This is a genomic window from Chloroflexota bacterium (assembly GCA_018648225.1).
GTDB lineage: Bacteria > Chloroflexota > Anaerolineae > Anaerolineales > UBA11858 > NIOZ-UU35.
This window is the reverse complement of sequence record JABGRQ010000055.1, coordinates 1-26,523: the sequence shown is the minus strand read 5'-3', so window position 1 is coordinate 26,523 and position 26,523 is coordinate 1. Positions and strand designations below refer to the sequence as shown.

21 protein-coding genes are annotated in these 26,523 nt (G+C 48.9%); 4 read left to right on the top strand and 17 right to left on the bottom strand.

What is annotated here, in order from left to right; translation table 11 throughout:
- Window positions 1-59 precede the first annotated feature (59 nt).
- The 13 genes from HN413_03565 to HN413_03505 form a co-directional block, all read right to left on the bottom strand.
- Window positions 60-989 (bottom strand): ABC transporter permease, encoded by a 930-nt coding sequence (locus HN413_03565; protein MBT3389466.1) that lies wholly within the window; start codon window positions 987-989, stop codon window positions 60-62.
- A complete protein-coding gene (locus HN413_03560) occupies window positions 989-2,140 on the bottom strand; it encodes an ABC transporter permease (GenBank protein ID MBT3389465.1) in 1,152 nt (383 codons plus the stop codon). The genes HN413_03565 and HN413_03560 overlap by 1 nt, the downstream gene beginning before the upstream one ends.
- An 18-nt stretch (window positions 2,141-2,158) precedes the next feature.
- Complete coding sequence (locus HN413_03555; GenBank protein MBT3389464.1) at window positions 2,159-3,124, bottom strand: ABC transporter permease; 966 nt, start codon at window positions 3,122-3,124, stop codon at window positions 2,159-2,161.
- Window positions 3,121-4,224: an ABC transporter permease gene (locus HN413_03550; GenBank protein ID MBT3389463.1), complete on the bottom strand. Its 1,104-nt coding sequence runs from the start codon at window positions 4,222-4,224 to the stop codon at window positions 3,121-3,123. The genes HN413_03555 and HN413_03550 overlap by 4 nt, the downstream gene beginning before the upstream one ends.
- On the bottom strand, window positions 4,221-5,744 hold the full coding sequence (locus HN413_03545; GenBank protein ID MBT3389462.1) for an ABC transporter ATP-binding protein: 1,524 nt from the start codon (window positions 5,742-5,744) through the stop codon (window positions 4,221-4,223). Before HN413_03545 ends, HN413_03550 begins: the two co-directional genes overlap by 4 nt.
- A gap of 163 nt (window positions 5,745-5,907) precedes the next feature.
- A complete protein-coding gene (locus HN413_03540; protein MBT3389461.1) occupies window positions 5,908-7,170 on the bottom strand; it encodes a BMP family ABC transporter substrate-binding protein in 1,263 nt (420 codons plus the stop codon).
- Between the two features lie 202 nt (window positions 7,171-7,372).
- Complete coding sequence (arcC, locus tag HN413_03535) at window positions 7,373-8,317, bottom strand: carbamate kinase (protein ID MBT3389460.1); 945 nt, start codon at window positions 8,315-8,317, stop codon at window positions 7,373-7,375.
- A 4-nt stretch (window positions 8,318-8,321) separates the two neighbouring features.
- Entirely contained in the window at window positions 8,322-9,302 is a 981-nt protein-coding gene (locus tag HN413_03530) for an ornithine carbamoyltransferase (protein ID MBT3389459.1), read from the bottom strand.
- Between the two features lie 11 nt (window positions 9,303-9,313).
- Window positions 9,314-10,267 carry an aspartate carbamoyltransferase gene (pyrB, locus tag HN413_03525; protein MBT3389458.1) on the bottom strand — a complete coding sequence of 318 codons (954 nt, stop codon included), beginning with the start codon at window positions 10,265-10,267 and terminating at the stop codon, window positions 9,314-9,316.
- 115 nt (window positions 10,268-10,382) lie between these two features.
- On the bottom strand, window positions 10,383-11,084 hold the full coding sequence (locus HN413_03520) for a GntR family transcriptional regulator (protein ID MBT3389457.1): 702 nt from the start codon (window positions 11,082-11,084) through the stop codon (window positions 10,383-10,385).
- A 16-nt stretch (window positions 11,085-11,100) separates the two neighbouring features.
- Window positions 11,101-12,912, bottom strand: coding sequence for an adenine deaminase (gene ade / locus HN413_03515; GenBank protein ID MBT3389456.1), 1,812 nt, complete (start codon window positions 12,910-12,912; stop codon window positions 11,101-11,103).
- A gap of 89 nt (window positions 12,913-13,001) precedes the next feature.
- On the bottom strand, window positions 13,002-14,387 hold the full coding sequence (locus HN413_03510; protein ID MBT3389455.1) for an 8-oxoguanine deaminase: 1,386 nt from the start codon (window positions 14,385-14,387) through the stop codon (window positions 13,002-13,004).
- A 181-nt stretch (window positions 14,388-14,568) separates the two neighbouring features.
- Window positions 14,569-15,441: a hypothetical protein gene (locus HN413_03505; protein ID MBT3389454.1), complete on the bottom strand. Its 873-nt coding sequence runs from the start codon at window positions 15,439-15,441 to the stop codon at window positions 14,569-14,571.
- A gap of 154 nt (window positions 15,442-15,595) precedes the next feature.
- Between HN413_03505 and HN413_03500 the strand changes: the two genes are divergently transcribed.
- The 3 genes from HN413_03500 to ppk1 are packed head-to-tail and all read left to right on the top strand — an operon-like array spanning window position 15,596 to window position 18,796.
- Window positions 15,596-16,087, top strand: coding sequence for a histidine phosphatase family protein (locus HN413_03500; protein MBT3389453.1), 492 nt, complete (start codon window positions 15,596-15,598; stop codon window positions 16,085-16,087).
- A 22-nt stretch (window positions 16,088-16,109) separates the two neighbouring features.
- Window positions 16,110-16,676, top strand: coding sequence for a hypothetical protein (locus HN413_03495; GenBank protein MBT3389452.1), 567 nt, complete (start codon window positions 16,110-16,112; stop codon window positions 16,674-16,676).
- On the top strand, window positions 16,673-18,796 hold the full coding sequence (gene ppk1 / locus HN413_03490) for a polyphosphate kinase 1 (GenBank protein MBT3389451.1): 2,124 nt from the start codon (window positions 16,673-16,675) through the stop codon (window positions 18,794-18,796). The genes HN413_03495 and ppk1 overlap by 4 nt, the downstream gene beginning before the upstream one ends.
- 8 nt (window positions 18,797-18,804) lie before the next feature.
- Here the strand turns inward: ppk1 and ppk2 are convergent, their stop codons facing one another.
- The 4 genes from ppk2 to HN413_03470 all read right to left on the bottom strand — a co-directional run bounded on the left by ppk2 (window position 18,805) and on the right by HN413_03470 (window position 25,449).
- Complete coding sequence (gene ppk2 / locus HN413_03485; protein ID MBT3389450.1) at window positions 18,805-19,620, bottom strand: polyphosphate kinase 2; 816 nt, start codon at window positions 19,618-19,620, stop codon at window positions 18,805-18,807.
- A gap of 239 nt (window positions 19,621-19,859) precedes the next feature.
- A complete protein-coding gene (locus HN413_03480; GenBank protein ID MBT3389449.1) occupies window positions 19,860-22,115 on the bottom strand; it encodes a serine/threonine-protein kinase in 2,256 nt (751 codons plus the stop codon).
- 293 nt (window positions 22,116-22,408) lie between these two features.
- The gene (gene gyrB / locus HN413_03475; protein MBT3389448.1) at window positions 22,409-24,331 is read right to left on the bottom strand and encodes a DNA topoisomerase (ATP-hydrolyzing) subunit B; all 1,923 of its coding nucleotides are present in this window, start codon (window positions 24,329-24,331) and stop codon (window positions 22,409-22,411) included.
- Window positions 24,332-24,447: 116 nt separating this feature from the next.
- Complete coding sequence (locus tag HN413_03470; GenBank protein MBT3389447.1) at window positions 24,448-25,449, bottom strand: hypothetical protein; 1,002 nt, start codon at window positions 25,447-25,449, stop codon at window positions 24,448-24,450.
- Between the two features lie 540 nt (window positions 25,450-25,989).
- Between HN413_03470 and HN413_03465 the strand changes: the two genes are divergently transcribed.
- The coding region (locus HN413_03465) for an ABC transporter substrate-binding protein (protein MBT3389446.1) at window positions 25,990-26,523 on the top strand (534 nt) is incomplete at its 3' end.

Below are 26,523 nucleotides of genomic sequence, written 5' to 3'. Positions count from 1 at the left end.
GTGTACTTATCTGATTAAATCGTTACCCTATCAGCACCACCTCCTTCCAGTCATAGTGATTAATCTTCGCGCTCAAAAGGACGCGTCAACGCTGCGGGTGCTCGCACCCGTGAAACTGTTGCCACTAATACCAAAATTGTCAGAACATATGGCATCATCACCGCAATATCCGAAGGGATGGGAATTCCTAAAACCTGAATCCATAATTGCAGTGAATTGATCATACTAAATAGCAACGCGCCACCCAACACCCCCCATGGACGCCAGGCGCCGAAGTACACCAGTGCGACAGCGATAAAGCCAAGCCCACTGGTCATATTCTGCTGAAAAACATTCAGCAAAGCGATGGATAACGAAGCCCCGGCAACCCCTGAAAGAGTGCCGCCCAAGATGATCGTAAAATATCGGACACGTGCCACACTGACCCCAAGCGAATCCGCGGCTTCAGGATTCTCACCCACCGCGCGGATTTTTAGACCCAATGTAGTTTTGTTCAAAACAAACCAGGCTACCGGTACGAGAAGAAAAGCAATATAAACTAGAATATTCTGGCGAAAGAAAATATCGCCAATGATGGGAATATCGCTCAAGCCAGGGATATAAATTTTTGAAAACCCTTTGACAGTCTCAACCGTGCCCAGCATTTTCTGGAATAACAGATCGCTCAGACCCAGCCCGAAGAGATAAAAACCAATCCCGCTGATCCCCTGCACAGCGTGCAGATTGACAGTCACATAGGCCATTGCCAGCCCCATCAACGCACCGACGATCATCGCTGCCAATATTCCCAGCCACAGATTCTCTGTTGTAAAAGCAACATAAAAGGCCGCAAAAGCGCCTAATAGCATCTGGCCCTCAACGCCAAGATTGAGTACACCGCTACGCTGTCCAAAGGCTTCGCCAATGGCTGCATATAAATAAGGCGTCGCCAGACGAATGCCCGAAGCCAAAATGCCCACCAAAACGGTTGTTGAAAGCAAGTCTGAAATCATGCCATCACCTCCACGCTTTGAGCATTTTCATCACCGGGGATTTGAGGCTGATCGTCATCATCTCCCACAACCAGGCGGCGGCGCTGACGGCGCCTTCGCCAAATTTCGCTGCTAACCACGAATACCACCACCAAACCATTGAGTGCGGTCACCAACGCCGAGGGAACCTGCACCACCCGCTGCATTTTGTTGGCGCCAACCAACAAAGCACCAAATAACACCGATGCCGGAATCGTCCCCAATGGATGCAACTGTCCAAACAGTGCAGCAACAATGCCATTAAACCCGGCGCTTCCGGTAAAGCCCGAAGCCGATCCATCAGTAATCATGCGGTAATTGACGCCGAAAACTTGCGTCGCGCCAGCCAGGCCAGCAAAAGCACCACTCAGTAATAATGCCAAAACAACATAGCGGTTAACTTTGATACCTGCATAACGGGAAGCATGGGGGTTCTGCCCCACCGCTCGGATGCGGTAGCCCAGGGTTGTGCGCCAAAGCAAAATATACACAAAAATTGCTAATACAACCGCGATCAGCGCGCCCAGATGCAAGCGTGTAGGAACCCAACGCGGCAGCCGAAATACTTCAAGCAGGCGGGCGGTTTGCGGAATTTGAGAGGCCAATTCAGCCTGTGCCGGGTCAATCATCGGGCCGCGCAGCAAGAAATTCATCAACTGCACAGCGATGGCGTTCATCATCACCGTGCTAAGAATTTCGTTGACATTGAAGCGCGCTTTGAGAAAACCGGGGATACCACCCCAAATCGCGCCACCCAAAAAACCGGCTAGCATCGAAAGGGGAATCACGGCCCAGCCGGGCCAATCTGTCAACGTGAGGCCCAGCAGCGTCGCAAAAATCGCACCAATCACCATCTGCCCCTCGCCGCCGATATTAATGACATCCCCGCGGAAGGAAATACAAATGCCCAGCCCCACCAACAACAGCGGCGTCGCCTTTACCAGCGTTTCCGCGATCGCATTGGTACTACCAAAAGCACCCTCCCACAAAGCGCCATAGGCTTCAATGGGATTAACTTTCAAAAGCAGCAACATCACCGCACCCACTGCTAAAGCCGCGATTGTGGCAAACACCGGGAGCAAGGCATCTACCAAGCGGGAAAACCACTCTTTCTGAAATAATTTTTGCATAGTCAACTCCCGATTATATTAATGTCCGCGTTCACCGCGCACATAGGGTACTCCCAACGCCGCCGGAGAACCCAGGCGTTTTCGGGCAGCAGCCCGTGACCCCATGACCAGCGCAACGATGGTCAACAAGAAAGGTGTCATCTGCAAGAAAAACCCTAAATTCGAATTAACATACAGCGGGTTCGCAAAACCAAACAGCAGCGCCGGGCCTTGCAAATCTAGGATACCGCGGCGGATAGCCCCAAAAAGATAGCCGCCCAACGCAGCACGCAGCGGATTCCATTGCGCGAAGATCACCAAAGCAATCGCGATCCAACCCTGGCCCGAGGTTGTCTGGCTGCTATACCAGCCCGGCGAAACCGAAAGGCTGATCGTCGCTCCTGCCAAACCAGCCAAACAGCCACCCACAAAGGTATAAAAATAGCGCACCCCATACACGCTGATGCCCATCGTATCCGCGGCAGAGGGTTTCTGCCCCACCGCCCGCAGATGCATACCAGGGCGAGTTTTGTGAATATAATACCAACTCAAGGGAGCAAAGAGATAACCGACGAAAACCAGGATGCTGTGATTCTCGAAGAAGACCGGGCCGAGGAAGGGAATCTGTGAAAGCAGCGGGATAGACACATCCGGGATCAGGGGAGGGTTCTGTCCGGTGAGGCCTTCACCCAATACCAGAGCCAGGCCGGTTCCCAAAAAAGTCAACGATAAGCCACTAACAACCTGATCGGCCTGAAAATGAATCGTTACCAACCCATGCGCCAAACTCAGAATGCCCGCGGCAAACATGGCCACCAACAAACCTACCCAGGCATTCCCCGAGGAAAGCGATACGCTAAAACCAGCCATCGCGCCCAGCAGCATCATACCCTCGACGCCCAGGTTCAAAATACCTGACCGCTCAGCAAAAATTGCGCCAATTCCAGCAAAGAGTAAAATCGTCCCGGTGGCTAATCCAGAGTGAAGAATGATCTCGAAGTTCATACGGTCTCCTGCTCCTTTCGCACAATGCGAACCTGATAGCGCAGTAAAACATCACTACTGATGACCATGAAAAGGATGATCCCCTGTAGCAGATAAGCCAAACCCGCGGGCTGAATCTCGCGTCCTGCGACAATGAGAGCGCCAAATAAAATCGAAACGATTATCACCGCGAATGGATTCAGTTTTGCCAGCCAGGCAACAATAATCCCGGTGAAACCATATCCCGCAGAGATTTTTTCCTGCAAACGGTGTACCACTCCCGAAATTTCAGACATCCCTGCCAAACCGGCCAGCGCGCCAGAAACCATCATCACCAGGATAATATTACGGGTAATATTTAGCCCGGCGTAGCGCGCCGCTTCGGGGTTGTCACCAATCAGGTTAATCTCGTACCCCCACCGGCTGCGTTTGAACACCCACCACATTACAACCGCGGCGATAAGGCCAAAAATCACGCCCACATGAAGGGTAATCCCCGAAAAAACAGGATACTCACGGGCCAGATCGGCCAAACGCGGCAACCAGGCCGTTTTCGGGAAGGTTGGCGTCATCTGAAAACCGGCATCGCTCCATTTATCAAAAATCCAGAAATTATTCCAGAAAATTGCCACATAGTTGAGCATTAACGTGGTGATGATTTCGTTGACGTTGTAACGGGCTTTCAAGAATCCAGGGAAAAATCCCCAAATAGCGCCACCGATCATGCCCATCACAACCATTGCCCCCAATGTGATGACCTTAGGCGCATCAGGTGGCACTAGCGGCACTAAAACAACCAGGCTTGCGAAAAACGCGCCTGCATAGAATTGGCCTTCCGCGCCGATATTCCACAACTTCATTTTAAAAGCCACAGCACATGCCAGGCCGATCATAATCAGCGGGGTAGCTTTGACCATTGTATCGGAGAAAACTGCCCAATTGCCAAACGTCGCTTCAAAAAAGAATTTTAAAACCCGCAACGGTTCGCCGCCGATGAACGCCAAAACAATACCAGAGATCAGAAAAGCAATTACCACAGAACCAATTGCGGTCGCGGCTGGCAACCATTTGGGCACATCGTCTGTGCGCTTTTCAAAGCGAATGGAAAATGGAAGGTTCATTGCGCGCTCCGTTTTGTGCCTGTCATCATCAAACCAAGCTCATTAATATCCGCTCCTTCAGCATCGACTATTCCCATGATTTCACCCTCATAAATCACGGCAATGCGATCGCTCAAAGAGAGCAATTCTTCTAATTCTTCCGAAACCAGTAAAATGGCGGTTCCCCTTTCGCGCTGATCGAGCAACAAGGTCTGAATGGCCTCGATAGCGCCAACATCCAGGCCGCGCGTGGGTTGAACCGCGACCATCATCTTGGGGCTGGATGAAATCTCGCGCGCCAGGATCACCTTTTGGAGATTGCCGCCTGAAAGTTTGCGGGCCATCGTGCGCACACTGGGGGCCAGAATATCGTAGGCTTTTTTCAGACCACGCGCATATTCACGCGCCTCGGTGAAGTTGATGCTCCAACCGTTGCCAATCGGCGCTTCACCATAGTTCTTCATAATCGTGTTTTCGGTGATCGTCAGATTCGGCGCGGTGCCAACTTTGGTGCGGTCTTCAGGGATATGCGAAACACCACTCTTGATGGCTTTACTGGGTGGCTGGTTGGCAACTTCTTCACCGTTAATTTTGATACTTCCCGTGCAAGGCCGCAAACCTGTAATCACTTCAGCCAGTTCGCTTTGGCCGTTACCGGCCACACCGGCCACCCCCAAAATTTCGCCCTTGCGCAATTCCAGAGAAATTTTATTGAGCGCTTTTATACCTTTATTATTCTCAGCGCTAACACTCTCTACCGACAAAACCACATCGCCAGCTTTTTGGGGTTTCTTTTCCACACGGAAAACAACTTCACGGCCCACCATCAACTCAGCCAATTTTTCACGCGTGACTCCTGCAATGCTAATACCCTCTGCTGTTGCCACCCCTTTACGCAACACAGTCAGCCGGTCTGCCACGGCAGTCACTTCTTGCAATTTATGGCTGATAAAGATGATTGATTTACCCATCGCAACCATCGAGCGCATAGTTTGGATCAAATCATCAATCTCTTGCGGCGCGAGCACCGCGGTGGGTTCATCAAAAATCAGGATATTCGCCCCCCGGTAGAGGGTTTTCAAAATCTCAACCCGTTGCTGCTCCCCCACGGACAAATGCCAGATTTTAGCCGTCGGATCCACTTTAAGTCCGTATTGATCTTGCAGCGCGAGGATTTTTTTATCATACTCGGCCAGATTCATGATGAATTTGGGATCATCCAAACCAAGCAGGATGTTCTCTGTTACCGATTGAGTGGGTACCAGCATAAAATGCTGATGCACCATCCCGATGCCTTTCGCGATTGCATCTTTGGGCGAGTTGAAATTTACAGTTTCCCCATGTATGTTGATCGTGCCCGAAGATGGCTTATATAATCCCGCCAAAACATTCATCAAGGTGCTTTTGCCAGCGCCGTTTTCACCCAAAAGAGCATGAATTTCACCCTTTTTGAGAGTCAGGTTTACGTGATCATTCGCCAAAACACCCGGAAAACGAATGACAATATCTTTCATTTCAACTGCGTAGGGCGTATCTTCCATGTATACTCCTTCAAACCGAAATGAACTATTTGTATCCAATTTCGTACTTCTGAGGAACTTACCAATCCCTATATAGTTGTACGCCACATAAAGATGGGTAAATCTCTCAAATAGTGGCAGAGACGACCGTTCTGATCGTCTCTGCCAAAAGAAAGAATAAGCTTTACTCTAGTTCGGGTAATTCTGCGGTGATATTTTCGTTCCACCAGTACATACAAGTGGTGCAGGGGCTACCGAATTGAGCGAAACCATCCAAGTCGAGCTGTTCGAGGCTAACACCCTCTTCGAGAACCAGATTGCCCTGATTGTCGGTGATGGGGCCTTTGAAAACGTCGAAGCGGGTGAATTCGCCAGCCAACATGGCAGACAAGGTGTCGCGGATCAATTGCAGATCAGCTTCGGGCAGATCAGCCGCGCCCGGTTGCAAGGTCTCGCCTTCCATGAAGCCGAGCAAGCCCATTGCGCCCGAATCAGCATCAAAGTATTCCCAGCCGCCAACCCAGGTACCAGCCATCGATTCTTCGACGATGCGAGCATAGACGGGACCCCAATTCCAGTACATGGAGGTGAGGCAGGCGTCCACGGTGCAGTTACCGCTGTAGTCATAGGTGATGCCCCATTTGCCTTCGGGGGCTACCTCGGCGGGAGCGGGAGTATCGGCACCAGTCATGACAACCTGAGCGCCGCCATCAAATAGGGAGGAAGACGCTTCTTTTTCAAGAATGGGATCATGCCAGGTGAAGATCCAACGCACGTCAACCGTACACTCAGGGCAGGTTTGCTGGGCGCCCAAAGCGAAGGCATTGCCCAAACGTAGTTCTTCGGGGATCGGGAAGGTGGCAATATAACCCAATTTGGGGTTGCCATCCACCATCGCGCGCGAGCCAGCCAGCATACCGGCCAGGTATTTCATATCTTCCATCGCGCCCATCAGGTTACCAAAATTGGCTTCATTCGATTTGAAACCACTGATGTGAACAATATTCACATCGGGGAACTCATCAGCAACGATTTCCGAAGCATCCATAAAACCAAAGGATGTGGTGAAGATGACATCGAAACCCTTACGAGCCAAAGAACGGGTTACTTGCTCAGAGTCGGCGCCTTCGGCAACCAATTCAACATAAGCAGTGTGTACGCCTTCGACATTGTCTTCAACATACATACGGCCAACATCATGGGCCTGGGTCCAGCCACCATCGTCATGGGGCCCAACGTAAACAAAAGCAACGTTAAAAGCGCCTTCTTCAACGGCAGGAATCTGATAACCACCTTCGGCTGCAGCAGCCTCTTCAGCGGGAGCTTCGGCAGCACCTTCTTCAGCGGCGGGTTCTTCGGCAGCCGGTTCAGCAGCGCCACCACAAGCAGTGAGTACGAATGCAGCGATCAGCAAAATGCTCAACAGCCACAGGAATTTATTCTTCATAGGTATACTCCTCCGAGATAAAAATCTTAGTTATTCGAACAAAAAGCGCAGTTTCAATTTCTATTTTTTTGCGATCTGCACCTCCTTTTCACATACCGGGGAACAAAAATAACCTAGCTCCCTGATAAAATTCGGAATAGTGCGATTCTACCATTAGCTTCCGCATTTTGTGGCGAAATTTACAAGTATCCTTCGGCTAATTCTATGGAACGATCCAAGTGCCGGTTTCGCCGCGCAATGCGCGTTGAATATTGGGCGGGTCAGTAATCAGGGCTTTTTTGCCGCCTTCTTTCAGGAATTTGACAATCGCCTGCACTTTGGGCAGCATACTGCCGGGGGCAAAGTGACCTTCTGCAATATACTGTTCGGCCTCGGCAACGGTCATTTCATCGAGCCATTTCTGATCAGGTTTGTTGAAGTTGACGGCAACTTTCTCCACCGCAGTAGAGATGATCAGTAAATCCGCGCGAATTAGATTCGCCAACAAACCAGAAGCAAAATCTTTATCGATCACAGCTTCAACGCCACGCAGATCGCCATCTTCTTTTTCGACCACGGGAATTCCACCGCCGCCAACAGCGATTACGGAGAAGCCGCTTTCGATCAATTGCTTGATGGCATCTACTTCGATAATATTGACAGGCAAAGGCGAGGGTACAACCCGGCGCCAGCCACGACCCGCATCTTCAACAAAATCCTGACCTTCAGCCATACGCTCTTTGGCGGTTGCTTCATCCAGGAACGAGCCAACCGGTTTGGATGGTTTTTCAAAAGCGGGGTCTTCAGCATCGACCTGCACTTGTGTTACAACCGTGACAGCGTGCTTTTTGATACCACGCTTCTTGAACTCATTGTGCAAAGCCTTCTGCGCCATATAGCCAATTGCACCCTGTGTATCGGCACCACAATAGTCCATCGGGACAGGATGTAATTCGTGCATCGCCAATTCGGAACGACGCAAGATGAAGCCAACCTGTGGTCCATTGCCGTGCGTAACGACCACGTCCCAGCCATCTTCAATCATCCCGGCAATGTGGTTCATCGTCTCTTTGATGGCATCGAACTGATCTGGAATCGATTGTCGAGTTTTGTCTATAATCAGCGCATTGCCACCAACGGCGACAACAGCGACTTTTTTCTCAGTCATAGACCTACCTCATCGTCAGGGCCATGACGGCCTTCTGCGCATGCATACGATTTTCAGCTTCGTCAAAGACAACCGAATTGGGGCCATCCATAACTTCGCTGGTAACTTCAACATCACGGTCAGCAGGCAACGGATGCATGTAGATAGCATCATCTTTCGCCAGAGACATCTTGCGCTGATCAGTGATCCAGCTCTTGTATTTATCCTGAAGCACTTTGCCTTCGGCTGCATCCTGAGTGGTCATTAAAGGCCCCCATGATTTAGCGTAAACGATGTCGGCATCTTTGAAAGCTGCTTCCATATCATCGGTGACTTCAAAGCCAGCGCCTGCTTTGCGCGCTTCTTCTTCAGCTTTCTCCATGATCTCAGGCATCAACTTGAATTCGGGCGGGTGCGCCAAAACGACATCCAGACCGAAGCGCGGCATTTGCAGAATTAGCGATTGCGGCACCGACATCGGTTTCAGGTAAGATGAAGCATAAGCCCAGGAAACCACCATTTTCTTGCGTTTCAGGTTACGACCTTTCTTTTCCATGATGGTCATCAGGTCGGCCAGACACTGGTGCGGATGGTAAATTTCGCACTGCATGTTGAGAATCGGCACGCGGGAGGCGCTGGCAACCAGATTGAGATAACGGTTACCAATTCCGAAGTCTACGTGGCGAATGGCAATGCCATCAAAATAACGGCCGAAGATTTCACCCATTTCTGTCTCGGTGTCGCCGTGCGAAATTTGGGTGGTGCGGCTCTCGATGAAAGCAGCATGTCCGCCCAATTGAGCCATCCCCGACTCAAATGAACCGCGTGTGCGGGTGCTGGAGAAGAAGAACAACATCGCCAGCGTTTTGTCGCGCAAATAAGCGTGGGGTTCGCCCAAAGCGCGCTTGCGCTTCAAATCCCAGGCTACTTCCAGAATAGTTTCGACTTCTTCCTTGCTGAAGTCCAGATCGCCAATCAGGTCACGTCCTCGTAAATCGGATTGCATTTTTTCTCCTATTATTCCATTTTGCCAGAAACTAAAGCCAACAACGCCATGCGCATGACAACGCCATTGAAGGCCTCTTGCCAGTAGCGGGACCAGCGGGTAATGTCCACATCCGGAGGAATTTCATCCATACGGGGCAGAGAGTGGAGCAAAATTGCGTCTGATTTCGCTTTGTTGACCAGCAGATCGCGAGTGATCTTGAAATTGGCCGGGGTCATATCCACATCACCATCACGCTCGTCGCGAGATTTTGTGTAATCGGGCTGCACGGTCGGCTCAACCAAAATGACATCCGCATTGCCAATCACATCGCCAACATGGTCTGCGAAATCAAAATTCAAAGCCATTGCTTCGAAATCATCTTTGTACTCATCGGGCATTTCCATACCAGGAGGCGCTACAAAGGTGATTGGGCAGTCGAACTGAGTCAGGGCGTGGCCCAGGGAGTGCATGGTGCGCATACGCATATCGCCAACAGCAACCCAGCTCAAACCGTCGATGGTGCCTTTTTCTTGCAGCACTGTATACAGATCAGTCAAAATCTGGGTGGGGTGCTCGCCCCAGCCGTCACCGCCATTGATGACAGGAATAGATGCCCATTTGGCGGCCTCGTGGGGGGCGCCTTTCTGGAAGTGGCGCATCACGATCATGTCGCCGTAGAATTCCAGCATTTTAACGGTATCTTTAATCGATTCCTGATAAAAATCGCCCGCGCGGGTCATCTTAGCATCAGAGAAACCCGTCACATGGCCACCCAGGCGGTGCATGGCGGCTTCGTGCGCCAGGCGGGTGCGGGTGGAAGGCTGGTAGAAAGCTGTTACCAGGGTTTTATCGGCCAGAAGGTCAGTGTTCTGGCGATTGCGAGCGATAGGCTCCAACTCTTCGGCAACTTCGAAGACACGGAAAAATTCATTACGCTCAAATTCTTTTAGAGAAAGAATGTCACGACCAGCAAAACTACGCATTGTAATAATCTCCTACTTTATATGAATATATGATCTTTTTTGTATTACCCATTTATGTAATACAGACTGCCCCGCACAGATTTGTCCTGCGCAGTCTGTATTGCACAAATTATATTTATCCAACACGCCGCACAACATGGAATTTGAAATATCCCGGCAAAAAATAGCTCAGCGAGTAATCAATCGGCAATCCTTCCAGGGTGAACAAGATGGATTCAAATAGCAAAACCGAATCGCCGCGTTGGATATCCAAAGCCCGGGACACATCTGGATTTGCGGCTACGGCCTTTATTTCAGAGCGGGCACTCTCTAATAACGGTGTCCCGCGCTTGAGCATCAGGTCCAACACCGAACCGGTAAATTCATTTGCCATCTCTTCGGAACTTAGATAACCACTGGGAAGCGTATCCACAAGATAGGCGACCGGGCGTCCCTCTGCCAAAATCACGCGTGAAACACAAATACCTTCCGTATCCAGGCTCAACTGCATCAACTTCGCCGTGGCGTTATCCAGGCGACATTTCGAAATCTGCAATTCGCCCATCGTGACCGGTAACCCAATGCGGTCTGCCAGCGTTTCGATGCTCTCCAAAACTTCCAGGCCGCTCTCGATCACCCGCGTCGGACGCACGACAAAGGTTCCTACGCCTTGGCGACGGCGCAGCAACCCCTGCGTTTCAAAAGTGCGCATGGCTTCACGCAACGTGGCACGCGAAACACCTAATTGTTCAGCCAGTTTCGGCTCAGAAAGCAAGCGTTCTCCCGGCTCGGCAACGGCGATAATCTCTTCAAGGCGACTGTGAATATTTTTTCTCATAAGCTACTGTCGAATATTATGATGTGGCAATGCCTTGATGTACTAACACAGGTGTAAACTCAAATTTAGTCACATCCACCAACCCAAGATCGGAGATGCGTAATTCAGGAATAACCACCAAGGCCAACAGGCTAAGCTGCATATTGGGGTTGTTGAGTGAGCAGCCACAGGCTTTAAAACCCTTTAGCACAGAAGCAGCCTTTTCGGCAACAACTTCGGCGCGCTCGTTCGACATCAGGCCGGCAATGGGCAATTCCACTTGGCCAATGATCTTTCCATCTTTGACAACGACCTGCCCACCATTGATCTGGCCGAGCGTGTTGGCAGCCTGGGCCATCATGGCTTCGTCCGTCCCAACCACAATCATATGATGGCTATCGTGCGCCACAGTGGTAGCAATCGCACAGCGCTCAGTGAAGCCAAAGCCATGCACCAACCCAACCATCACACCGCCGGTGCCTCTGTGCCGCTCTACCAGAGCGATCTTCAGGATGTCGCGGTCAAGATCAACGGAAATTTCACCATCTTTCGGTGTAACATCCATCCGCAAATGTTGGGTTGGCGCCTGGTTTTCAATTACACCAATGATATTTGCAGAAACTGGCGACTGATTACTTTCAACCGACAACTTAAAATCTTTTGCTGTTAGCTCTTTTCCTAAATGTACAGATTTTGTTGCCCAGTCGGGGTATTGGAAGGAAGGCAGTTCGATGAGCAGTTTCTCGTCTTCGGCAATCACCTGCCCTTTGGCAAGGACAAGCCCGGCCTGGAAATTGGAGAGGTCGCGCACCAGAAGAACATCGGCATAACGCCCGGGGGCGATCATGCCCAACTGGCGCGTCAACCCAAAGTGTTCCGCGGTATTGAGGGTTGCCATCTGAATTGCAGTGAGCGGCTCCAACCCTTGTTCGATAGCATGACGCACAACCCGATCCATGTGGCCGTCCCGGGTGATGGTTTCAGCATGGGAGTCATCCGTGCAGAGGATGAATCGCCGCGGATCGAGGCCATCTTCAAGAATGGCACCCACCTGGTTAGCGACATCATGCCAGGCTGAGCCATAGCGCAACATGGCCTTCATGCCCTGGCGCACGCGGGCAATGGCGTCTTCTTTGTGTGTACCTTCGTGATCGTCCTCGGGGCCGCCAGCCACATAGCCGTGGAAAGGCAAACCCAAATCAGGCGAAGCGTAGTGTCCACCAATCGTTTTCCCGGCGGCGCGAGTGGCTGCCATTTCAGCGTGCATTTTTTCATCACTGAGAAACACACCAGGGAAATTCATCATCTCGCCCAAGCCGATAATACCGTCCCAGGTCATGGCTTCGGCTACTTCTTCCGGACCAATGCTAGCGCCGGGGGTTTCCAGCCCCGGCGCAGAGGGTACGCAAGAGGGTATCTGCACCCAAACATGGATAGGCTGATTCCGGGCTTCATCCACCATCAATTTGACGCCATTCAGCCCGAAAACATTGGCGATCTCATGCGGATCAATAAACATGCCCGTAGTGCCACGGCGGGCGACAGCGCGCACAAATTCAGTTACTGTTACCATGCCGCTTTCAACGTGCATGTGGGCATCCAGCAAGCCGGGCACCAAATAACGCCCATCGGCTTCGATGATTTTTGTATTTTCGCCAATCGCATGGCTGGCATTTGGGCCAACGTAGGCAATAAACTCGTCTGCAATGGCAATATCGGTATGCGGAATAATCTCCCCAGACTGTACACTGACCCACCGCCCATCACGAATCACAATATCGGCAGGCGTGCGCCCCATGGCGACATCGACCAGCAATTGAGTTCGTTTTGTAATTGCATCCTGAAACATATATACCTTCTCTACTTCGTGATGGCAAGTTACATGTTGAAAGTTGAAGGTTGGAAAACGCAAACTCGCCAACTTTCAATTTGCTACTTTTAACTGTTCAACAACTGTGCTGCCAGTGCATTATGTTCAATAATGAGATTCGGCACATCCACAGTCACCATCTGGCTTTCTTTAACAACAAATTTACCACCCACAACCGTGTAATCGGCTTTCACGGGCGAGTTAAAGACAACCGAGGCTACCGGGTCGTGGAGGCCACCCGCATAGTCAATGCGATTGAGATTAATAGCAAAGAAGTCAGCAGCCTTACCCGGTTCGAGGGAACCAATATCGCCGCGGCCTAACACCGAAGCACTGCCGCGGGTTGCCAGTTCCAATGCCTGACGAGCTGTCATCAGGGGAGGGGCATCATCCCCCGAGAGTGAAGCTCCCATCAAACCGGCACGCACGCGCGAGGCCAGCATTGTCATGCGTACCTCTTCGAGCAAGTGCGAACCATCGTTGCTGGCGGAGCCATCCACGCCCACACCAACTTTCACACCAGCCTGTAACATATCTAAAATGGGGGCAATTCCTGAGGCCAGGCGCATATTTGAAGATGGGCAATGCGCCACCCCGCAGCCTGTCTTGGCATAGAGATTAATCTCATCATCGTCTACGTGCACCGAGTGCGCAAACCAGACATCATCGCCAATCCAGTCCACTTCTTGCATATAAGCAACCGGACGGTGTCCGAACATCTCAATACAAAATTCTTCTTCGTCCTGTGTTTCAGCTAAATGAGTATGCAAATGAACGCCATATTCGCGCGCCAACACGGCTGACTGGCGCATCAAGTCGCCGGTAACGCTAAATGGTGAACAAGGCGCCAAGACAACCTGAGTATATGAGCCGGGATTGGGATCATGATAAGTTTCAATCAGTCGCTGACTATCTTTAATGATCGTGTCTTCGTCATCAACAACGCTATCGGGTGGCAAACCACCCTTGCTCTCGCCGAGGCTCATTGAGCCGCGTGAGGCATGCAGACGCAATCCTGTCTCAAGGGCAGCGTGGATTTCATCATCCAGGCTTGAGCCGTTGGGGAAAAGGTAGAGATGATCGCTGGCTGTCGTACAGCCTGACAGCGCCAACTCGGTAAGCGCCGTCTTTGTCGAGATGCGGATATGCTCCGGCCCCATGCGCGCCCAGATCGGATAAAGTGTTTTCAACCAGTTAAAGAGATTGGCATCCTGTGCTGCAGGGACAACGCGTGTGAGTGTCTGGTAGAAATGGTGGTGGGTGTTAATAAGCCCCGGCAACAGAATATGGTCATTAAGATCAAGAATTTCATCGGCTGTGGCTGGCAACTCCGAGGTGAATCCGACTTGCTCTATAAAGCCATCCCGAATAAAAAGACCACCGTCCGCGATTTCACGACGCTGGTCATCCATTGTCACAAGTGTATTTGCATGGCGAACAAGAAGGGTAGCCATAGTATTCTCACTTTATTCTGTGCGGAGAAAAAAATCGAGAGTCGATAAATTGTCTGACAAGTTTAGTTTAACAACATTTTAACAAAAAGTCAATTGTCAGACAATTTATCAGGATAATGATCATAAAAAAAGCCCTCGCCATTTATGACGAGGGTTTTAGATCATCAAATATCAAACGGAGTTATTCGAACTCATCTCCAGCATCGTAATCAATGGTATAAGATGGGCTTAGCATCAATCTGCCACTACCTGTGGGCCGGACAAAGAAACTGCCAGTTGTCAGTTGGTAATCCAGGTAATAGCTATAGTTATATACACCAGCGACCATACGGAACGAATTTTCACCGGGGTTAAGCGTCACCAGATAGCTTGCCGGGCCCACCATAGACAAGACTATAGGGAAGGATGCGTGATTGACAATCACATAGCGCACCACATTGCCTTCTCCATATATTCGCTCCGGGGCATCAAACCATTCACAAGAACGCATAAAGAAATCGGTCCTGCCATTCGCTAAAATATCCACAACGCCGTTGAAGTCGGTGTCACAGGCATCATATTTGTAAATGGTTTCGCCAGAATATACCTCAATCTGATTGTATCCTGGTTCGATATCGAATGTTTTTTCTTCATACCCAATGAGTTCAAGACTAACCGTTACGCCCAGATGGTTATTTACTTCCATCACGGTTGGCTGGGTAGCACAAGGTAAGATGATAATTTCAACATCCTCTTCCATGTTGATCGCACCATCAATAATGGTGTTACCACAGGCCAAGTAAGCGTAAAAGTAGGTTTCATCATTGTCCAGCAAAACTTCGGCCGAACCTCCGGCAGGCACAATAAAAATCTTTTGGACGCTGTCATCGTCCGTATCATTTACGCCATAAGGTATATCCGCTCTGGAGTACACTTCCACCTGCACATCGTGTCTTGTTTTATTGACAACGCGAAATGTGCTGTCATCATCTGCTGCATACGCGCCAGTGAAAGCACCAACAGCAACCAGCAGGGCTGCCAGGACGGCGATTATTACTAGTTTTTGCCCTTTCATGGTTTTCTCCTTTCGTTCTTACCAACGGTGACAAAGTCACATATTTTTTAGTCAAGATAATTTTCATTATACCAACAAAACAAGTCCACGCCCACCAGGACAAAAGTATAACAAAATTGCAAACTATTGGAAAATATCGGGTAAGATAGTAGTAATGAAATCTCTGTTTCTTATGCGCCATGCAAAATCAAGCTGGAAATATGCGGACCTGACGGATCATCAGCGCCCGCTGAACAAGCGTGGCAAGCGGGATGCCCTCCGTGTGGGGCAATTCCTCAATGATGAAGGGCTTGTCCCCGAGGTTATTCTCTGTTCTACGGCGCATCGGGCAAGACAGACTGTGGACTCACTATTGGAAAGTTGCTTTTTTGATGGCGAAATCATATATCATGATAATCTCTACCTGGCTGATGTTCAGGTATATTCTGAACATCTCCAATCGCTAGGCGATGAAATCAACTCAGCGATGATCGTGGGGCATAATCCCGAGATCAGCCAATTTCTTGCGGAGATTTGCCAGGCTTACGAACACTTCACCACCGCTGCAATTGCCCAGGTATGCTTTGAGGTTTCATCGTGGAAACAACTCACTCTCGATTTAACTGGCGAATTGATAAACTTTTGGATTCCACGCGTATTGCCATAACGATTCAAGCAGGAGCAAATTCATGAACAAAACTTCCCATCCCCAATTTCCCCACACTATTCCTGAAGCAGCTTTTCATTCACCGATCTCTGTTTTAACGCTGCCAAACTATGTTCTTGAATTACTCACTAAAAACCAGATTCCTACCGTCGGCGAGCTAATGCAATGGTTGAAAAAAGATCGAGAGCAAGTGTTGGCGATTCGCGGCATTGGGCCGAAAATCCTGGAACAACTGGAGGCTGCTATCCAGAATTTTGCACCAACTCCATACGCGATAAGTGCGCCAAAATATCCGCCGCCGGTGCCAGCTTTGGCAGATTACTATAAATCACTCGGGGGCGAAATTTCAGTTTACGAGAAAAAAGAGCCGGAACCTATTGCACAACCGAGCGAACCTGATTATCCTCCGCCGGTGCCATCGCTAGCCGATTATTATGTTCCGGTTCGTTATGCTCCAAAAACAGAATCACCTCTGGAGAAACCGGAACCAGCCCGGAACAAGAATGACGCAAAACAGAAAAAAACGGCAAAAAGTGTATCCAAGAAAAAAGGCAAAAAGAGAAAACCCCGCAAAGGTAAAAAGAAATGATGGAAGCGGAAAAGAAGAATTTTAATCTCGGCCACCCAACCTACTATCTCAACCGCGAGATCAGCATGTTGGCATTTCAGGAACGCGTTTTTGGCGAAGCGCGCGATAAGAGACATCCACTGCTGGATCGAACTAAATATCTGGCTTTTGTTGGCTCAAATCTAGATGAGTTTTTCATGGTACGCGTTGGGGGATTAAAAATGCAATATGAAGCCGGCGTGTTACAACTCGCGATCGACGGGAGAACCCCCGCGCAACAACTGGTTGACATACGTAAACATGCTTACAGATTAATGACCAACGTGCGCACGTATTTGTCGGAAGAATTAATGCCCGAACTCAAGGCCGCGGGGATTTTCATTTTAGATTATGAAGAACTCAACCCCAAACAGCAAGGAAAGGCTGATGATTTTTTTCATGAAAACGTATTTCCAGTACTCACGCCCCTGGCATTTGACCCAGGTCACCCATTCCCACATATTTCCAACTTAAGTTTGAATTTAGCCGTCCTTATCCAGGATGCTGATGGACAGCGGCGTTTTGCCAGAGTAAAAGTACCTTCCACGCTGCCGAGATTGGTGCCCATCAAACGCTCTTCCGGGGGCGTCCGGCGGGATGGAACCGTTCCGCACGATCATTATTTTGTCTGGCTGGATCAGTTGATTGCCCATAATCTGGCGCATCTCTTCCCCGGCATGGAAATTCTTGAAGCGCACCCATTCCGGGTAACACGCAATGCAGATATGGTCATTCAAGAGCTTGAAGCTGGCGATCTGTTGGAGGCCATGGAAGAAAGCGTACGCAAACGCCGCTTTGGGGTGGTTGTCGAATTAGCCATAAACCAGGATATGCCTAGTTATATTCTGAATATTCTTGTCGAGAATTTGCGCATTGATCCCAATGATGTGTATAAATTGAATGGACCATTGGGACTAAGTAGTCTGATGGAATTAAGCAATATTGACCGCTTTGATCTCAAAGCCAAACCCTTTATCTATCGCATTCCTCCCCAACTAAAACTAGAGGGCACCGACCGCAATATTTTTGCGGCTATTCGCGATGGCGACATTCTTTTACATCACCCCTACGATTCGTTTGACCCAATCATCAGTTTCTTACAAGCCGCAGCCAGAGACCCGAATGTACTGGCGATCAAACAAACTCTTTACCGCGTCGGACGTAATTCACCAATTGTAAAGGCGCTGCTCAAAGCCCGTCGGGATTACGGAAAACAGGTGGCCGTGCTGGTTGAACTCAAAGCGCGCTTCGATGAAGAGAGTAATATTGAATGGGCAAAAATGCTGGAGCGTGAAGGCGTGCATGTCGCTTATGGTCTATTAGGCTTAAAGACACACTCCAAAATCACCCTGGTCGTGCGCAAAGAAGGTGAACACATCCGGCGCTATGTGCATCTTGGCACTGGAAATTACAACCATGTCACAGCAAGGCTTTATGAAGATGTTGGCCTATTCACCTGCGATACAGATATTGGCGCCGATGCAACTGATTTATTCAATTACCTGACCGGGTATTCTTCGCAAACTGCCTTCCGCAAATTGCTGATCGCTCCTATCAACCTGCGAGATCAACTCAATCAACTTATTCTCCAAGAAATTGAATTTGCCCGGCAAGGTAAAGATGCCCATTTAATTTTCAAAATCAACGCCCTGGTAGATAAGCCGATCATTAAATCTCTCTATCGAGCCTCGCAAGCTGGCGTGAAGATTGATTTGGTTTGCCGCAGTATGTGCAGTCTTCAGCCTGACATTGAGGGCATCAGTGAAAATATTCATGTATACAGTTTGCTAGGTCGTTATCTGGAACACAGCCGTATTTTTTACTTCCATAATGATGGGAATCCCAAAATCTATATGGGCAGCGCCGACCTGATGCCGCGCAACCTTAATAACCGCGTCGAAGTGATTTTCCCGGTTGAAGATCCGCAAATTGTGGCGTATATCCGCGGAACAATGCTGGAAACTTATTTGCGCGATAATACAAAACTATATTGTATGAATACGGATGGAAGTTTTGAACAACGTCAACCCGATGAAGGCGAAGCCCCCTTTTCGGCACAAGATCACTTCATTGAACTCGCACAGCAGCCGATTGACTTATAATCCCGAGTTCAGGGATATACTTCCGGCACAAAAGTTTGGTCAGTAATCGGGGGCCGTACATACCCGCTGACTTCGGGTAACGGAGGCAGTTCAATCGGATCAGGCGTAAAATCTTCGTAGGGGATCAAACTTAGCAAATGGTGAATGCAGTTCAATCGAGCGTGACGTTTAATATCGGCATTGACGACATACCAGGGAGCCTGTTTGATATCTGTAGCCGCAAACATGCGATCTTTGGCAATTGAATATTCCAACCAGCGCCGACGCGATTCGAGATCCATAGGGCTAAGTTTCCACCGCTTGACAGGATCGGTATTCCGGGCGCGGAACCGCCGCTCTTGCTCTTCATCACTAACCGAGAACCAATACTTTATCAGAATAATTCCTGAACGAACTAACATACGCTCAAATTGGGGGCAAGAGCGTAGAAAATCTTGATACTCGTATTCGGTGCAAAATCCCATTACCGGTTCCACAAGCGCTTTGTTATACCAACTTCGATCAAAAAGCACCATTTCGCCAGCCGCGGGTAAGTGAGCCACATAGCGTTGAAACCACCACTGAGTTTTTTCACGTTCGGTTGGGGTTCCCAGTGCAACGACACGCGCAATTCGAGGGCTTAAACGTTGTGTAATTCTTTTGATCACACCACCTTTTCCGGCGGCATCACGCCCTTCAAATAGAACCACCACGCGGAGGCCACTCTGCTTGATCCACTCTTGGAGTTTGACCAACTCTACTTGTAATTTCGCCAATTCATCATAGTAATTTTTCTTCGATATTTTCTGCTTGAAATTCGGGGCTATTTCCGCTTTATCAGCCATGATGATCTCCTTCTAATCGTATGTCGACGCGTGGATTTTATTATCAGAAACTTACGTAGAATTCAATATCTTTATCATAATGAGCTTTTCACCAAGATTCAAGAAGGAATATATGCAGGGGTGCGATTTTCAAATCTTTTTTTTCGAGACCCTCGCCTATTGTGGTGAAAGCCCTCGCTATCAGATGAAAACTCCCCAGGTTTGGGAAGGCCCAATTCCAATAAGAAACGCAAAACTACCTAATGATCAATCGGACGCCAATCCGGATCAAAATCCCAGGAGGCATCAAATGTAAGCCGTGAAAACTCACTGCCGGTTGAACGCATCACATAAACACTGTGATCACCGCCACTTTCCCAACTCTCGAGGGCTAACCAAAAACCATCCGGGGAGATGCTGGCTTCGCGCATGGGGATCGCCCCATGCGCAGGATAAACTCGAAACTCAGCCGTGCCACCATCCGGAAAACGGGCGCCTACCAATTGAGGAATACCGCCCTGTTCTTTTTGGGTAAAGATCAGTACATGCCCATCCGGTGATAAAACCGGAAATGTATTCCAAAGATCACGGCTGGCCGAGAAGCGCTGCGGTTCACTACCATCAGGGTTCATCGTCCAGATTTGATATGGCCCATGGCGCGTGGTTGTAAAGATAATTTTAGAGCCATCGGAAGACCATATAGCCTGTTGATCTCGTTCATCCTCCGAGAGCTTCAGCACTTCTCTAGTATTCAAATCCATCAAATAGAGTTGCGGACGGAAGTTTTCTCGCATAGAAGTGAACACAATAGACTGCCCATCGGGTGACCAAGCAGGGTCGTAATCCCCTCCACCGGTTGTGGGCAAGGGTTCCAGACCACTGCCATCTGCGTTGATTAAAAACAAACTGGCCGTACCATAAGATTCTTGATTTTCTTCACACGGAGAAATAAAAATCAGTCTGACCCCATCAGGCGACCAATTGGGCTGGCAAGCACCCCATTGAACATCAGTCAATTGACGCAAACCTGTTCCATCAATATTAATCACCCAGATTTGTAGACTACCGCTACGATCTGAAGCAAAAGCAACCTGACCATAACCACCGCCCTGAGGTGTGGCTGTGGGTGAAAGAATTGTTATCGGCGTAATTGTAGACGTTGGCGTTTGAGTAGCCGTGTGCGTAAGGGTAAACGTTGGTGTGAAGGTAGGCGTCGAGGTCGGTGCTGGTGTGTGCGTTGAAGAGGGCAACACGGGTTGCGGCGTGGATGTATCTATGGTTACAATCGTTTCAGTAGGCGGGATAGTAGCCGATGAGACATCTGTGGGCGTGAAAGTCGGTAGCGCGGTCGAAGTGGGTGGTGATGAAGTGGCTGTTGATGTAGGAAACACAGCGACCGGCAAGGCGCCCAGGTAATTTTGTGCAATATCTGGGCGAAGAAAATATAGTGATCCGCCAGCAACGACCAATGAAATAAATAGTAGTACAAATGCAAAAAGGCAGCCGCGACGACGATTCGCACGCGGGCGCGGCATCGGACGAAAATCATCATCTTCCAATGGTGTGCTGGTGGGAATTGGTGTAGAAGTACGCGCGCCAAAGAGTTTTTTACTGCTCTGATTTATGCTACTCTCGTTTTTTGCGGCACTAATTTGCTCATCGCTTAATGGTTTTAGAACCCCCTGTTCAATCACTTTACGCTTCGTTGACGAACTGGCGCCGAGTAAAGCCTGCTTGAATTCGTCAGCGGTTTGATAGCGATCATCGGGATGGACAGCCAGGGCTTTTTCGATAACTTTTGAGAAACGCCGCGAGATTTCCGGGTTGCGATCTCGCAATGGGGTTAAATCCGTCTGCTCCATTGTCCGCGCCAGACTATCTTCGGGCACAACCCCCGCTGTAGATGCGTACAATGTGGCTGCCAATGAGTAAATATCTGAACGATGATCCGTGCGCGCGCCGCCATACTGTTCGGGTGGTGAATATCCCGGAGTCATTGCGCGTGCCCCCGTGGTCGTGCGCTGTCCGGTGAAGGCTACTTTTGCAAGACCAAAATCTACCAAATAAATCTTTCCGTCAGGGGCAACTTTTACATTGCCCGGCTTAAGATCCCGGTGCAAAATGGGAGGGTTTTGTGTATGCATATACGTAAGCGCATCACAAATTGCCACACCCACCAGCATAGCTTCTTCTTCGGGGATCACACCAATATGATCCATGCGCTCGCGCAAATCTTCCCCCTCAATATAATCCATTACCAAGTATTGCCCCTGCTCTTCAATAACAAAATGATCGGAAACACGCGGTAGATTAGGATGCCGTAGCCCCGCCAGGATGGTTGCTTCGCGGCGAAACTGCCGGGCATATTCGTCGGTAGTGAAAAGATTCTCTTTCACCGCGACTTCCATCCCCAGGTTCTCATCGATCGCTCGATAAATCGAACCCATGCCGCCCTGGCCAAGGATTTCTAATATTCGGTATCGATTATGTAGTTTTGCACCGCGATCCAGGGTCATAAATTGCTCGCCTCAGATTTCCATTCAGTTGGGGTAAATTTGGTGCCAGCTATACACCTGTCTATCTCCAGCCTAAACATTCCTGTGCTATTCTACTACGTATTTATAGCATTACGACCTTCAATCCTGTCAGCAACGGGGAAAAAATGAGGATTTTTCCCCGTTGACTGCGCCAGTTTTTTAAATGTCATCACTTGCCAAGGACACCACAGTCCATCAACCACAAAGAGAGTAAAGGGGGGTATTTTGCACCTCTACTCTCTTTGTGGTGGCATCATTTCCTCGTTTAGTTATCAAATATCCAGATTGCGTACTTCCTGAGCATGGGTGATGATAAATCGCCGCCTGGGTGGAACCGCTGCTCCCATCAACATATCAAAGGTACGATCTGCTTCAGCAGCATCTTCAATCGAAACCTGCAAGAGCGTGCGCTCCGCTGGATCCATTGTAGTTTCCCAAAGCTGTTGTGGATTCATTTCACCAAGCCCTTTATAGCGCGAAATCGTGGCCCGATCATCTGAGACGCCAAATTCTTTCAAAACAACTTCTTTTTCCGCATCCGAATACGCATATTGTGACTTTTTGCCATAGTTGATGCGGTACAGCGGTGGTTGGGCAATATATAAATGCCCCGCTTCCATTAGCGGCTGCATGTAGCGGAAGAAGAAGGTCAGCAGCAAGGTGCGAATATGCGCCCCATCCACATCAGCATCCGTCATAATGATGATGCGCCCATAGCGCAACCCGGTCAGATCAAAGCCTTCACCAATGCCAGTGCCCAACGCTGAAATCAGTGCTTTGACTTCATTATTGCTGAGAATTTTATTCAGGCGGGCTCGCTCGGTATTAAGAATCTTGCCGCGCAGCGGCAAGATGGCTTGAAAATGGCGATCACGCCCCTGTTTTGCGGAGCCGCCTGCCGAGTCGCCCTCGACGATATACAGCTCCGTTTTTTCCGGATTACGCTCAGAGCAATCCGCCAGCTTCCCGGGCAGTGTCAGGCTTTCCAATGCCGATTTCCGAATCACCAAATCACGCGCTTTACGCGCCGCTTGACGCGCACGCGCCGATGTCAGGCATTTTTCAATAATACTCTTTCCAGCGCGGGAATCTTGCTCAAGGAAGAGACCAAATGCATCATTGACAACCTGCTGTGTGATTGTCTGCACTTCGGGATTCATTAGCTTAACTTTGGTTTGGCTCTCAAACTGGGGGTCAGGGTGCTTGATGCTCACGATGGCGGTCAAACCTTCACGGGTATCCTCCCCCTTGAAGTTCGGTTCTTCATCTTTGAGCAATTTTTGCTTCTTGGCGTAATCATTAATTGAGCGCGTCAGGGCCGAACGCAACCCGGTGAGATGCGTACCCCCATCAATGGTGTTGATCGTATTCGCAAATGCATACACCGATTCGGCATATGCATCGGTATATTGAAACGCTACGTCAATGGTTATATTATCAACTTCTTTCTCGACGTGTACCACAGGGTGCAGGGTTTTTCGATTGCGATTAAGATAGCGCACGAAGGACGTAATACCGCCCTCAAAATAGAAGGTCATTTCACGATCTTCGCGTTCATCCAACAAATAAATATTAACGCCTTTCGTCACAAAGGCCATCTCTCGAAAACGCTGCAGAAGCGTAGCAAAGCGATACTCTAAATCATCGCCTGTGAAAATAGTCTCATCGTATCTAAAGGTTTGTTTGGTACCAGTTTCATCTTTAGGCGCTTTGCCAATGACCTTTAGCTCAGTCACAGGTTTGCCGCGTTCAAAGCGTTGAGCATAAACCTTTCCATCGCGCTTAACTTCAACTTCAAACCATTCTGAAAGCGCATTGACCGCAGAAAGCCCAACACCATGGAGACCACCCGAAACTTTATAACCGCCTTCACCAAATTTTCCGCCTGCATGAAGCACGGTCATCACGATTTCCAAAGCGGAAACACCGCGTTGTGGGTGAATATCCACCGGGATGCCGCGCCCGTTATCTGAAACTGTAACACTATTATCATTATGTATGATAATGTCAATCGAATCACAATACCCCGCGAGGGCTTCATCAATAGAATTGTCTACAACTTCATATACCAGATGATGTAACGCTCGAATATCTGTACCGCCAACATACATACCTGGGCGGCGGCGTACAGCCTCCAACCCTTCGAGTACTTGAATATCTTTTGCCTCGTAAGACAGGTTATTTTTGTCTGCCACGAAAGCCTCCGTTTCTCGTGAAAAATTATTAATTATGGAATTGCGTACTTCATTAGTCAGCAATCCAAAATAAGCGGATATTTTCTATAAAACCGTGCAACTATTATATTACCTGGTTAGCTTGATTTAGCAACCGAAGTATTTTGCGTAGATTGACTCTCGAAAATGAACTGCACCCAGTGGCTTGCCTGTTGATAGTAAATAAAACTTGCGGATAACAAACCAGTAGCAACAAAAGCGTGCCCTACAAGTCCAATCAGCATAAGCCAAGAATCTTCTGGTGGCAATATCCACAACATATCCATTACCTGGCTAACAAGCAGCAACCCCACGACAAATGTAGCGGTTGTAGGTAAGGTCATGCGGATAATCTGAATACTCTGGCGAATACCACCCCATACTGAACTTCGATTTACCAGAATGCTATGGGGTACAAATAAAAATTGAAAAGCAAACCACAACATCATGCCGCCAAAGATCATAACGGCCAAAGGTAGCCCAGAATTGCCTACAAGGGCAAGCAACAACATGCCGCAACTCACGGGAATACTAATTCCCAAAATCAATAAAAACCAGAAAAAAGTCAGCAGAAGCACTTGGAAACTGGCCCGCGGCCAATCTGTGAGGGATTTAAGCAACTTTAATTCATCATGTATAGCGATCTGCCCCACCAATGAAAAAAATAGCGTGCCCGCAATAAGACCCAGCACCGTGAGGCCACCAGCGATCAACAAGGCAATCCACACAGATGAAATGTCAACAAATTCAGCATCGCCAAATGGCTGTGCTAAAAGAGGGTGGGCCGAAACAAAACTAGGCACACCGATGGGGTAAGAGCGCAGCATACTTAATAGATTAAAACGCTCGGCCAACAGCAGCCATATTTCCTCAACTCGTCCCGCCATTACGGCAAAATCGGGAATATCGCCTTGTGTTTGAGCTACAAAGGACATCCAGTCTTCAATAATATTCTTCAATCGCAAACGCGGTGCTAACCAAATAAGCAAATCAAGCCCCAAGGGGAACAAGATCAACCCAATATGGTTGGTAACCGCATCAAAACCAGCGATCATTGCAGAGAACACACTTGGTGGCGTAGCCGTTTGTTGAGTTTCCATCAAAGGCACGATTCTACCATATCTTGGTGGTTAGAGTTCCACTAATTCGCCCCAACCGAGTCCAAATTAACTGATTTTCGTACCATCCTGTTAGAAGCAGTAGAACTCTTATTTTTCAACGAACGATTTTGATTTTCTAGTGTACATCAGCAAAAATAGAACGCGGATAATGCGGATGCAATGGATTTTCGCTGATTTTTTTGCGGTTTATCCGTGCAAATCCGTAAAATCTGTGTCATCCGTGTTCTATTTCAGCATTCAATCCAAATATGCGGTGGAAAAATTTAGGTCAGATAATTTGACATTGATCAAAACTGTGCTATTCTTTTTCCCAGGAATGATAAATAATTCATAAAAGCCATCGCCTATCTCTTGACCATGCTATTCCCAGCCTGCTAAAATTTATTCCGCTATTTTCGAGATTTTATTTATGCAAAAAATTCTTTCTCATCAGAAAAAACAAAAACGGGAGTGTGGGGCAAATGAGCCCTACACGTTCCAATATTCAGCAAATCTTCAATGAATTAAGCAAACTTCAACATGTTTAATATATTTTCAGACATGAAAACCTTTCCTGTAGGAGGGGATATGGCGAAACGCAGTATGGTTTCATTTTTTTTACTGGCAACTGTAAGTTTGGTATTGGTTGCGTGCAACCAGCAATTTGAATGTCCAGATAAATTTGAATGCGTGAGTTATGGCCCCAATGAACCGATCCGCATTGCATCTGCGCTTGTAATCTATGGTCCCGATGCGGACCTTGGCATTGATGCTCAACGCGGTATTGAAATCGCAATTGACTTTCAAGATACTCTTCTAGGACACAAAATCGAGTTACAAACTGAGGATGAAGGCTGCTCCGCTGAAGGGGGTCAGGCTGCCGGACAAAAAATCGTCGCTGATTCCACCATCATCGCTGTAATTGGCACTACTTGTTCAGACGCCGGCGTCCCTATGGCGGAATTGATCTCGGAAGCAGGTTATGTGATGGTTTCCCCCTCTAATACTGCTCCCGCGCTAACCGATCCCCTGCTGAACTGGCATTTAGGATACTTACGCACTGCACACAATGAT

Coding starts and splice junctions, on each gene's coding strand:
- HN413_03560 (MBT3389465.1), bottom strand. CDS start 2,140: ATGCAAAAATTATTTCAGAAAGAGTGGTTTTCCCGCTTGGTAGATGCC.
- HN413_03555 (MBT3389464.1), bottom strand. CDS start 3,124: ATGAACTTCGAGATCATTCTTCACTCTGGATTAGCCACCGGGACGATT.
- HN413_03550 (MBT3389463.1), bottom strand. CDS start 4,224: ATGAACCTTCCATTTTCCATTCGCTTTGAAAAGCGCACAGACGATGTG.
- HN413_03545 (MBT3389462.1), bottom strand. CDS start 5,744: ATGGAAGATACGCCCTACGCAGTTGAAATGAAAGATATTGTCATTCGT.
- HN413_03540 (MBT3389461.1), bottom strand. CDS start 7,170: ATGAAGAATAAATTCCTGTGGCTGTTGAGCATTTTGCTGATCGCTGCA.
- arcC (MBT3389460.1), bottom strand. CDS start 8,317: ATGACTGAGAAAAAAGTCGCTGTTGTCGCCGTTGGTGGCAATGCGCTG.
- HN413_03530 (MBT3389459.1), bottom strand. CDS start 9,302: ATGCAATCCGATTTACGAGGACGTGACCTGATTGGCGATCTGGACTTC.
- pyrB (MBT3389458.1), bottom strand. CDS start 10,267: ATGCGTAGTTTTGCTGGTCGTGACATTCTTTCTCTAAAAGAATTTGAG.
- HN413_03520 (MBT3389457.1), bottom strand. CDS start 11,084: ATGAGAAAAAATATTCACAGTCGCCTTGAAGAGATTATCGCCGTTGCC.
- ade (MBT3389456.1), bottom strand. CDS start 12,912: ATGTTTCAGGATGCAATTACAAAACGAACTCAATTGCTGGTCGATGTC.
- HN413_03510 (MBT3389455.1), bottom strand. CDS start 14,387: ATGGCTACCCTTCTTGTTCGCCATGCAAATACACTTGTGACAATGGAT.
- HN413_03505 (MBT3389454.1), bottom strand. CDS start 15,441: ATGAAAGGGCAAAAACTAGTAATAATCGCCGTCCTGGCAGCCCTGCTG.
- HN413_03500 (MBT3389453.1), top strand. CDS start 15,596: ATGAAATCTCTGTTTCTTATGCGCCATGCAAAATCAAGCTGGAAATAT.
- HN413_03495 (MBT3389452.1), top strand. CDS start 16,110: ATGAACAAAACTTCCCATCCCCAATTTCCCCACACTATTCCTGAAGCA.
- ppk1 (MBT3389451.1), top strand. CDS start 16,673: ATGATGGAAGCGGAAAAGAAGAATTTTAATCTCGGCCACCCAACCTAC.
- ppk2 (MBT3389450.1), bottom strand. CDS start 19,620: ATGGCTGATAAAGCGGAAATAGCCCCGAATTTCAAGCAGAAAATATCG.
- HN413_03480 (MBT3389449.1), bottom strand. CDS start 22,115: ATGACCCTGGATCGCGGTGCAAAACTACATAATCGATACCGAATATTA.
- HN413_03470 (MBT3389447.1), bottom strand. CDS start 25,449: ATGGAAACTCAACAAACGGCTACGCCACCAAGTGTGTTCTCTGCAATG.